The following is a 10487-nucleotide window of genomic DNA, read 5'->3' as shown; positions in this document are numbered from 1 at the left end:
AAAAAGATGCTGGATAATAAAGCATGACCCGCTTGACGGCTAGGGCCGTCGGAGACCCTTGTAATGCCTGAACACGATGTACGCCTGCAACAACTGACTGTCTGGCTCCATGAGCAGCTCGATCGACTTTTCCGCGACAACGCCTGGGGCGAGGTGCCCGAGGGCAGCCTGACCGCCGCCAGCAGCGACGCCAGCTTCCGCCGTTACTTCCGCTGGCAGGGGGCGGGCCACAGTTTCGTGATCATGGACGCGCCGCCTCCGCAGGAAAACTGCCGACCATTCGTCGCCATTGACCATCTGCTGGCCAGTGCAGGCGTGCATGTGCCGCAGATCCATGCGCAGGACCTGGAACGCGGCTTCCTGTTGCTGGGTGACCTGGGCCATCAGACATACCTGGACATCATTCAGGCCGACAACGCCGATGGCCTGTTTGCCGATGCGATTGACGCCCTGCTGGCCTTCCAGCGTCTGCCAATGGACGCGCCATTGCCCAGCTACGATGACGCCTTGCTGCGCCGCGAAGTCGAACTGTTCCCGGAGTGGTACGTGGGCCGTGAGCTTGGCCTGGCCTTCACGCAAGCGCAGAAAGCCAGCTGGCAGCGCATCAGCCAGCTGCTGATCGACAGCGCCCTGGCCCAGCCCAAGGTGCTGGTGCACCGTGACTACATGCCGCGCAACCTGATGCAAAGCACCCCGAACCCAGGCGTGCTGGACTTCCAGGACGCAGTCTATGGCCCGGTCACCTACGACATCACCTGCCTGTTCAAGGACGCTTTCCTCAGCTGGCCACAGGCGCAGGTCGAAGTCTGGTTGCGCAGCTACTGGGACCAGGCGCGAGCCGCCGGTATTCCGGTGCAGCCGGCATTCGACGATTTCCAGCGTGCCAGTGACCTGATGGGCGTGCAGCGCCACCTCAAGGTGATCGGTATCTTCGCGCGAATATGCCATCGTGACGGAAAACCGCGTTATCTGGCCGACGTCCCGCGATTCTTCGCCTATATAGATGAAGTGGTCAGCCGTCGCCCGGAGCTTGCCGAACTGGGCCAGCTGATTGCCGAGTTGCAAGCCGGAGCGCGTGCATGAAGGCGATGATTCTTGCAGCAGGCAAAGGCGAGCGCATGCGCCCGCTGACCCTGCATACCCCCAAACCGCTGGTGCCCGTCGCGGGTCAGCCACTGATCGAATATCACCTGCGCGCGCTGGCGGCGGCCGGGTTTACCGAGGTGGTGATCAACCACGCCTGGCTTGGCCAGCAGATCGAAGATCATCTGGGCGATGGCGGCCGGTTCGGCCTGCGCATCCGTTACTCGGCCGAAGGGGAGCCGCTGGAAACCGGCGGCGGAATCTTCAAGGCCCTGCCGTTGCTGGGCAGCGAGCCCTTTGCCCTGATCAACGGCGATGTCTGGACCGACTACGACTTCACGCAACTGCGCACGCCGCTGCGTGGGCTGGCGCACCTGGTGCTGGTCGACAACCCAGGCCATCACGGGCGTGGCGACTTCCGTCTGCGCGAGGGTCGGGTGATCGATGGTGACGACGCCCCCGGTACGCTGACGTTCAGCGGGCTCTCGGTGCTGCACCCGGCGCTGTTCGAAGGTTGCCAGGCGGGGGCCTTCAAGTTGGCGCCGTTGTTGCGTCAGGCGATGGCGTCGGGCCAGGTGAGTGGCGAGCATTACCGTGGCCATTGGGTGGATGTCGGTACCCTTGAGCGCTTGGCCGAGGCCGAGCGCTTGATCGGCGAGCGCGCCTGACATGTGGTGGCCAGGCACGGTAATCGGGTTGGGCGCAGGCTTCGCGGTCGCCAGTATCCCCGGCGCGCTGCTCGGTGCCTTGCTGGGCCAGGCGATGGACCGGCGCCTGCGCTTGCAGGGTTGGGACGACATGTGCGAGCGCCTGGGGGCTCGCCCGGCCCTGCAGGACGATGAGTTGCTGTTCGTCTTGCTCGGGCGGCTGGCCAAGAGCGATGGTCGTGTGGCCGAGCAGCACATTCAGCAGGCGCGGCAGGAAATGGTCCGCCTGGACATGCCCGAGGCGGCGCGGTTGCGGGCCATCGCCGCGTTCAACCGGGGCAAGGCGGGCAAAGACCGGCTGTCGGGCCACCTGCGCCGGATCCGGCTGCAGCCGCATGCTGCCGAGGGTACTCTGCGTGCCTGCTGGCGCATGGCCTGGGCCGACGGCAAGGCCGGGCGCCATGAGCGCGAGCTGTTGCTGGAGTGGGGACAAAAGCTGGGCCTGAGCCGTCGCCAGGTGCAAGCAATGTCGCTGGAGTACGAGCCGCGCAAGGTGCCGGCGTCAGGGGCGGTGATGAACTATGCGGCAGCGCTGCGCTTGCTGGGCATCGAGGCCGACACGGAAGGGGACCAGGTCAAGCAGGCTTACCGGCGCCTGGTCAGCAAGCATCATCCGGACAAGCTGGCGGGCAGCGGAGCAAGCGAGGCGCAAGTGCGCGAAGCGACCGAGCGGACCCGCGAACTGCACCAGGCCTATGCCATCGTGCGCAAGCGGCGGGGGTTCTAGCAGGGGCGCACAGCGCCCCTGGCCATTCACGCTACTGTTGCGGGCTCATCCAGCCTCGAACCCTGCGGAACAGCTGCTCCTGCTCGCCGTCCTTGTTCGCCGGCATGGCAATCAGCGAGAGCTGCTTGTACTGGCTGCCCTTCTGCCGTTTGCTGGCCTGCAAGCGCTGCGCCGCCGCATTGCGGTCGCCGGTACGGGTGGCGTAGTAGAGATCGGCCGTCGGCACCTTGAGGGTTGGCGTCAGGCTTTCCAGATCGTGCTCGACCCGCGCCGGCGTCTGCGCCGCCAACATCACCAGTTTCTGCACCTGCGGCGGTTGCTTCTCGCTCAGGTAGCGCGCTGCCCAATAGGCGCCGCTGCCGTGACCGATCAGCACGATGCTGCGCGAATTGTGCTGCTGCGCATAGGCTACGGCAGCATCCAGGCGGGCGAAGATGCGTTCAGCGTCGGCCACGTCGTTCTGTTCGCTGGCTTGCTCGGCGTCGGTGCTTTCTGCGGTATCGGCATCGGCGGCCGTTGCCTGGGCGACGTTGGCGTTGGCGTCGGCGGGGGTGTCCTTGGCCGGTGCGCTTTCGCCTGCCTTCTGCTCAGGCGCTGGCGCCGGCTTGGCCTCTACCCGCGCCTGCGGGGCGTCGGCGAGCAGGTCGGGCAGGCTCACGCTCAGGCTGTGCCAGCCGATATCCGGGAACTTGCGCCGCAGCGGCCCGACTGCATTGGGCCAGTCGGCATTCTCGCCAGCGCCAGGCACGATGATCACGGCACCTTGCGGATCAGCGACGTTGGCCGGTTTCCACAGGGCCAGGAAGCTGTCCGCTCCGGCCTGCAGGGTCTGTTGTTCGGCTTTTGGTACCAGGCGCTCCAGGGCTTGCGCGCCCTCCTGGCTGCGCTCCAGCAACGGTGGGCGTGGCGCCGCGGCGGAGGGCGCCTCGCTTGCCGCCTCTGGCGTGGCCGCATCGGTGGCCAGGGCGGCGAGTGGTAGGAGCGAGGCCAGGCAGCACATTGCCAGCGTCGTGCGATAAAGTGTGGACATGAATCAACCCAAGGCCAGAATGATACCGGCAGCCTAATAGTATTTGCCCGCGGCGGCCATGCTGCATGGCCGCCCTTGCCAAGACGAGCGTGTAGATGAAGCGATTGCGTCGCCTGTTGGTTATCGGCTGGTTGTGCCTGCCCTTGATCGCGTTGGCACGGCCGCAGGTGCCGCCAGTGGTGACCTTGGAGCCTGCACAGCAGCAATGGCTCGAAAGCCATCGCAGCTTGCGTGTCGGCCTGGTGCTGCAGGCGCCCTACGCCCAGTTCGACCGGCGTCTGCAACAGCTTTACGGCGCCAACGTCGAGCTGGTGAACGGGTTGGGACAAGCGCTGGGCCTGGACCTGACCTGGCGCAACTTCACTGACCAGGCCAGCCTTGAACATGCCTTGCAGGCAGGAGAAATCGATTTTGCCCCAGGGCTGACGCAAACCCCGGCCAGCTTGCGCCTGTGGCTGTTCAGCGACCCTTACATGCGGGTACCCCAACTGGTGGTGGGAGCGCGGACGGGGGCAATGTCGGTAGAGCTGGAAAAGCTCGATGCGCAAACCCGCGTCGCGGTGCGCATGCCCAGCGCCCTTGCCGACTATCTGCGCGGTAATTACAGCGGCCTGAACGTGCAAGGCGTGCCCAGCGAACGCGAGGCGTTGCAATGGGTGGTCGGCGGCCAGGCCAGTTACGCGGTGCTGGATGAGGCTCAGCTGAGTCGGTTGTCACGCGAAAATGAGTTCGCCGAGTTGGTAGTGGTGGGTGATATAGGCTTGCCCCAGTTATTGCGGGTGGGCTCGCGGCGCGACTGGCCGATGCTCGCCGATGTGCTCGAACGCGGGCTGCAGGCCATGCCTGCCAAGGAGCTGGAACAACTTCACCAGCGTTGGTTGCAGCCTAAATACCCGCGCTTGAGCGAGTCGCCGGGCTTCTGGCAGAACCTGGCGTTGCTGTTCGGCATGTTGCTGCTGTGTACCGTGGCCACCCTGGTGTGGCAGCGTCGGCAGCAACGTCAGCTGGAGCGCAGTCTGCTGGCCACGCGCGAAAGCCTGACCGAGCGGCAGGGCCGCGAAGAGGCACTGCGCCTTAGCCAGTTCGCTATCGACCAGAGTACGGTGGGCATTCTCTGGGTCAATTGGGACAGCCATGTGCGCTACGCCAACCATGCAGTGGAGGCCATGCTCGGCTATGCCGAGGCTGAGTTGCTGGAGCGCCCGCTGAGCGACTTCGAGCCGAACCTGAGCATGGACCGCTGGCTCGAACTGTGGAAAGGGGCCCGCGCCGGCGACGGCGGTGCCCGGCAATTCGAAACCCAATGCCGGCGCGCGGATGGCAGCTTGCTCCCGGTGGAGTTGTCGCTGAGTTTCCTGCGTTTTCGCGATGCCGAATACCTGGTGGTGTACCTCGCCGATGTCACCGAGCGCCATCGCGCCCTGGCAGCGTTGCGCGAAAGCGAGGCGCGGCTCAAGGGTATCGCAGGCAACGTACCGGGCCTGGTGTTCCGCCTTGAACCGGCGCCGGCCGAAGGTGAGCCGGAATTTCCCTACATCAGCGAAGGCAGCGAGGCACTGGTGGGTTACACGCCTGCGCAGATCCAGCACCCGCTGATGGGCTTGCGCAATCTCGTTCACCCGGACGACCGGGCCGACTATCACCAGGTGCAGGATCTGGCCATTGCCAGCGATCAGGACTGGTCGTGGCAGGGGCGCATCCTCACCCGTCAGGGCGAGCAACGCTGGGCCGACATCAAGGCCAGTGCCCGACGCCTGCCCAATGGCCGGGTGGCCTGGGACGGTATCGTCTGGGACATTACCCAAGGCAAGCGCGCCGAGCTGGCGCTGGCCCAATCGCAGGAACAGCTGCGCGAACTGTCGGCGCACCTGGAGAGCGTGCGCGAAGAGGAAAAGGCCCGCATCGCCCGTGAAGTTCACGACGAGCTGGGGCAGATGCTGACCGTGCTCAAGCTGGAAGTGTCGATGTGCGAGCTGGCCTTTGCCGAACTGGATCCTGGGCTGCACGAGCGCCTGGGCAGCATGAAGCGCCTGATCGCCCAGCTGTTCCAGTTGGTGCGTGACGTCGCCACCGCGCTGCGTCCACCGATCCTCGACGCCGGCATTGCCTCGGCCATCGAATGGCAGGCGCGGCGCTTCGAAGCGCGCACGCAGATACCCTGTCTGGTGCAGGTACCGGATAATCTGCCAGCATTGAGCGATGCCAAGGCCATCGGCCTGTTCCGCATCCTGCAGGAGGCGTTGACCAACGTGATGCGCCACGCGCAGGCGCACAGTGTGGAGATCGAGCTGGTGCGTGAGGACGGGCAGTTGCGCATGACCGTCAGCGACGATGGCACCGGGTTCTGCCGGGACCAGCCCAGGCCTGCCTCGTTCGGCCTGGTCGGCGTACGTGAGCGGGTGCTGATGCTCGGCGGCAGCATGGCGCTGGACAGTGAACCAGGCGAAGGCACCAGCCTGAGCGTGGCCATTCCCTTGGAGTAGGAGAGCGAGCGTGATTCGAGTGCTGGTGGCCGAAGACCACACCATTGTCCGCGAAGGCATCAAACAGTTGATTGGCCTGGCCAAAGACATGCAGGTGGCGGGGGAGGCCGGGAACGGCGAGCAGTTGCTCGAAACCCTGCGCCACACACCCTGCGAGGTGGTGTTGCTGGACATCTCCATGCCGGGGGTGAATGGCCTGGAGGCGATCCCGCGAATCCGCGCGTTGCACGATGCCCCGGCGATCCTGATGCTGTCGATGCACGATGAGGCGCAAATGGCTGCCCGCGCCTTGAAAGCTGGCGCTGCTGGCTATGCGACCAAGGACAGTGACCCGGCCCTGTTGCTCACGGCGATTCGCCGGGTGGCAGGCGGCGGGCGCTATATCGATCCGGCACTGGCCGACCGCATGGTCTTCGAGGTAGGCCTGACTGAAACCCGGCCACTGCACACGCTGTTGTCAGAGCGCGAGTTCTCGGTGTTCGAGCGCTTGGCCCAGGGCGCCAACGTCAACGACATCGCCCAGCAACTGGCGCTGTCGAGCAAGACCATCAGCACCCACAAGGCCAGGCTGATGCAGAAGCTCAAGGTCAATTCGCTGGCGGAGCTGGTGAAGTACGCCATGGAGCACAAGCTGGTCTGATTGCGACTACGGCAGATGACGCGGTCCCTGTGGGAGCGGCCTTGCGTCGCGAAAGGGCTGCGTAGCAGCCCCAGATTTCAGCTTCGCAGCAGAGAGTGCCGGGGCCGCGATGCGGCCCTTTCGCGACGCAAGGCCGCTCCCACAAAGAACGCGCATGTCCTGAAAGCGCCATTCGTGTAGGGATTGCCCTACAGCAAATCTTCCAGCGGGATGATGGCATTCTCTCAGCAGCGCCGATTTCCGGGCGCTGGCGGCTCTTTTACTCTTTTGCCTACGCAGTCATTCCAACAAGAAGGTGCAGGCATGAGCGAGGCGAATTCGAACGCTGCCACCAGCGAGACGCTGGTCAGCTTCCGTGGTGTGCAGAAGAGCTACGACGGCGAATCGCTGATCGTCAAAAACCTCAACCTGGACATTCGCAAGGGTGAATTTCTCACCCTGCTCGGCCCCTCCGGCTCGGGCAAGACCACCAGCCTGATGATGCTGGCCGGTTTCGAAACCCCGACCGCCGGTGAAATCCAGCTGGCCGGGCGCTCGATCAACAACGTGCCGCCGCACAAGCGCGACATCGGCATGGTGTTCCAGAACTACGCACTGTTCCCGCACATGACCGTGGCCGAGAACCTGGCCTTCCCGCTGACCGTGCGCGGCCTGAGCAAGACCGACATCAGCGAACGGGTCAAGCGGGTGCTGAACATGGTCCAGCTCGATGCTTTCGCCAAGCGCTACCCCGGCCAGCTGTCCGGCGGTCAGCAGCAGCGTGTGGCATTGGCTCGGGCACTGGTGTTCGAGCCACAGCTGGTATTGATGGACGAACCGCTGGGCGCCCTCGACAAGCAGCTGCGTGAACACATGCAGATGGAGATCAAGCACATTCACCAGCGCCTGGGCGTGACCGTGGTCTACGTGACCCACGATCAGGGTGAGGCACTGACCATGTCCGACCGCGTGGCGGTGTTCCACCAAGGCGAAATCCAGCAGATCGCCGACCCGCGCACCCTCTATGAAGAACCCTGCAACACCTTCGTCGCCAACTTCATCGGCGAGAACAACCGCATCAACGGCACCCTGCTGGCCAGCGATGGCAAGCGTTGCCAGGTGCAGCTGGCCCGTGGCGAGCGGGTCGAGGCGCTGGCGGTGAATGTCGGCCAGGCCGGCGAGCCGGTGACCCTTTCGGTACGCCCCGAGCGCGTGCGCCTCAACGGCCACAGCGAAAGCTGCGTCAACCGCTTCTCTGGCCGCGTGGCCGAGTTCATCTACCTGGGCGACCACGTACGGGTGCGCCTGGAGGTCTGTGGCAAGGCCGACTTCTTCGTCAAACAGCCGATCGCCGAGCTCGACCCGGCGCTGGCCGTGGGCGATGTGGTACCCCTGGGCTGGGAGGTGGAGCACGCCCGCGCGCTCGATCCGATTGCCGAAGCCCACTGATCGATTGCTTCACCAACCCTGTACTGTGGAGAGAATAATAATGCGCAAGCAGTTGAAACTGACCGCCCTGGCCCTCGGCCTGTGCGCCGCTGGCCAGAGCATGGCGGCGGACCTGACCGTGGTCTCCTTCGGCGGTGCCAACAAGGCGGCCCAGGTCAAGGCATTCTACGAGCCATGGGAAAAGGCCGGCGAGGGCAGGATCGTCGCAGGTGAGTACAACGGTGAAATGGCCAAGGTCAAAGCCATGGTCGACACCAACAGCGTGTCGTGGAACCTGGTGGAGGTGGAGTCGCCAGAGTTGGCCCGTGGTTGCGACGAGGGCATGTTCGAAGAGCTCGACCCGGCCCTGTTCGGCGACCAGTCCGATTATGTGAAGGGCGCCATCCAGCCATGCGGCGTGGGCTTCTTCGTATGGTCCACGGTATTGGCCTACAACGCCGACAAGCTCAAGACCGCACCGACCAGTTGGGCCGATTTCTGGGACACCAAGAAATTCCCGGGCAAGCGTGGCCTGCGCAAGGGCGCCAAGTACACCCTCGAGTTCGCCCTGATGGCCGACGGCGTGGCGCCGAAGGATGTGTATCAGGTGCTGGGGACCAAGGAGGGCGTGGACCGCGCCTTCAAGAAGCTCGACGAGCTCAAGCCGAGCATCCAGTGGTGGGAAGCGGGCGCCCAGCCGCCACAGTACCTGGCCTCGGGTGACGTGGTCATGAGCTCGGCCTACAACGGCCGCATCGCCGCCGTGCAGAAAGAGAGCAACCTCAAGGTGGTGTGGAACGGTGGCATCTACGACTTCGATGCCTGGGCGATCCCGAAAGGCGCCAAGGATGTGGAGGAGGCGAAGAAGTTCATCGCCTACACCGTGCAGCCCGAGCAGCAGAAGACCTACTCCGAGAACATCGCCTATGGCCCGGCCAACTCCAAGGCCGTCCCGCTGCTGGCCGATGCGGTGAAGAAAGACATGCCGACCACGCCTGAGAACATCGCCAACCAGGTGCAGATCGACGTGGCCTTCTGGGCCGACAACAGCGAGCAGCTGGAGCAACGCTTCAACGCCTGGGCGGCGAAGAAGTAAGAAACCGGGAAGCGGGGCCGCGCTGCGGCCCCAATTTCAGCCTGTATCGCGGAGTTCGCCATGGCCATTGCAGTGCCCCTCAACGAAGGCGCAGGTCCAAGTCTCAAGCAGCGCCTCAAGCATGCCGAGCGGGTCAACCGCTGGAAGGCGCAGGCGTTGATAGCGCCGCTGGCGCTGTTTCTCCTGCTGGTGTTCCTGGTGCCGATCGCGGCGCTGCTGTACAAGAGCGTCGGCAACCCGGAAGTGGTCGGCGGCCTGCCGCGCACGGTCGAGTTGATCAGCCAGTGGGACGGCAAGAGCCTGCCCGGCGAAGACGTCTACAAGGCGCTGAGCCAAGATTTGGCCGAGTCGCGCAAGAACCAGACCCTGGGCGACCTCTCCAAGCGCCTGAACATGGAACTGGCCGGCTACCGCAGCCTGCTGGCCAAGACCGCACGGGCGCTGCCGTTCAAGGCAGAGCCTGCCTCATACAAGGATGCCTTGCAGGCACTCGATGAGCGTTGGGGCGACCCGGCGTACTGGCAGGCGATCCGCCGCAATACCAGCTCGCTGACCTCGTTCTACCTGCTGGCGTCGCTCGACCACCGCATCGATGACCTTGGCGAGCTGGCCAAAGCCACCCCCGACCAGGCCATCTACCTGGATATCTTTGCCCGCACCCTGTGGATGGGTGTGGTGATCACCGCCATCTGCCTGGTGCTGGCCTATCCGCTGGCCTACCTGCTGGCCAACCTGCCGACCCGGCAGAGCAACCTGCTGATGATCCTGGTGCTGCTGCCGTTCTGGACCTCGATCCTGGTACGGGTCGCTGCGTGGATCGTGCTGCTGCAGTCCGGCGGTTTGATCAACAGTGCGCTGATGGCGATGGGCATCATCGACCAGCCACTGGAGCTGGTATTCAACCGCACCGGGGTGTACATCTCGATGGTGCACATCCTGCTGCCATTCATGATCCTGCCGCTGTACAGCGTGATGAAAGGTATTTCGCCGAGCTACATGCGTGCGGCGATTTCGCTGGGCTGCCACCCGTTTGCCAGCTTCTGGCGGGTGTACTTCCCGCAGACCTACGCCGGGGTCGGCGCCGGTTGCCTGCTGGTGTTCATCCTGGCCATCGGCTATTACATCACCCCGGCGCTGCTCGGCAGCCCGAACGACCAGATGGTCAGCTACTTCGTCGCCTTCTACACCAACACCAGCATCAACTGGGGCATGGCCACGGCCCTGGGTGGCTTGTTGCTGCTGGCGACCGTGCTGCTGTACCTGATCTATAGCTGGCTGGTCGGCGCCAGCCGCCTGCGCCTGAGCTGAGGAACC

Annotated in this window: 9 protein-coding genes; 8 read left to right on the top strand and 1 reads right to left on the bottom strand. The window is 64.6% G+C overall.

Annotated features, from left to right (window positions below):
• Positions 1 to 63: 63 nt before the first annotated feature.
• Genes HU738_RS16450 through HU738_RS16440 form a run of 3 tightly spaced genes read left to right on the top strand, consistent with a single transcriptional unit; the run spans position 64 to position 2517 of the window.
• Complete coding sequence (locus tag HU738_RS16450) at positions 64 to 1083, top strand: aminoglycoside phosphotransferase family protein (RefSeq protein WP_176506080.1); 1020 nt, start codon at positions 64 to 66, stop codon at positions 1081 to 1083.
• Positions 1080 to 1751, top strand: a complete 672-nt coding sequence (murU, locus tag HU738_RS16445; protein WP_186602911.1) for an N-acetylmuramate alpha-1-phosphate uridylyltransferase MurU — start codon at positions 1080 to 1082, stop codon at positions 1749 to 1751. The genes HU738_RS16450 and murU overlap by 4 nt, the downstream gene beginning before the upstream one ends.
• A 1-nt stretch (position 1752) precedes the next feature.
• Positions 1753 to 2517, top strand: a complete 765-nt coding sequence (locus HU738_RS16440; protein ID WP_186602912.1) for a TerB family tellurite resistance protein — start codon at positions 1753 to 1755, stop codon at positions 2515 to 2517.
• 31 nt (positions 2518 to 2548) lie between these two features.
• On the opposite strand, the gene HU738_RS16435 is transcribed toward HU738_RS16440, so the two are convergent.
• Positions 2549 to 3547 (bottom strand): alpha/beta hydrolase family protein, encoded by a 999-nt coding sequence (locus tag HU738_RS16435; protein ID WP_186602913.1) that lies wholly within the window; start codon positions 3545 to 3547, stop codon positions 2549 to 2551.
• Between the two features lie 95 nt (positions 3548 to 3642).
• Here HU738_RS16435 and HU738_RS16430 point away from each other — a divergent pair, with 95 nt between their 5' ends.
• From HU738_RS16430 to HU738_RS16410, 5 genes are all read left to right on the top strand, one after another.
• Positions 3643 to 6030, top strand: a complete 2388-nt coding sequence (locus tag HU738_RS16430; protein WP_186602914.1) for a PAS domain-containing sensor histidine kinase — start codon at positions 3643 to 3645, stop codon at positions 6028 to 6030.
• A gap of 10 nt (positions 6031 to 6040) precedes the next feature.
• Positions 6041 to 6670: a response regulator gene (locus tag HU738_RS16425; protein WP_054885209.1), complete on the top strand. Its 630-nt coding sequence runs from the start codon at positions 6041 to 6043 to the stop codon at positions 6668 to 6670.
• Between the two features lie 303 nt (positions 6671 to 6973).
• On the top strand, positions 6974 to 8098 hold the full coding sequence (locus tag HU738_RS16420) for an ABC transporter ATP-binding protein (RefSeq protein WP_054885208.1): 1125 nt from the start codon (positions 6974 to 6976) through the stop codon (positions 8096 to 8098).
• A gap of 40 nt (positions 8099 to 8138) precedes the next feature.
• Positions 8139 to 9173: an ABC transporter substrate-binding protein gene (locus HU738_RS16415; RefSeq protein ID WP_186602915.1), complete on the top strand. Its 1035-nt coding sequence runs from the start codon at positions 8139 to 8141 to the stop codon at positions 9171 to 9173.
• Between the two features lie 60 nt (positions 9174 to 9233).
• Positions 9234 to 10481, top strand: a complete 1248-nt coding sequence (locus tag HU738_RS16410; protein WP_176506086.1) for an ABC transporter permease — start codon at positions 9234 to 9236, stop codon at positions 10479 to 10481.
• Positions 10482 to 10487 lie beyond the last annotated feature (6 nt).

The organism is Pseudomonas vlassakiae, assembly GCF_014269035.2.
Lineage (GTDB): Bacteria > Pseudomonadota > Gammaproteobacteria > Pseudomonadales > Pseudomonadaceae > Aquipseudomonas > Aquipseudomonas vlassakiae.
This window is presented reverse-complemented; position numbering and strand designations above follow the sequence as displayed.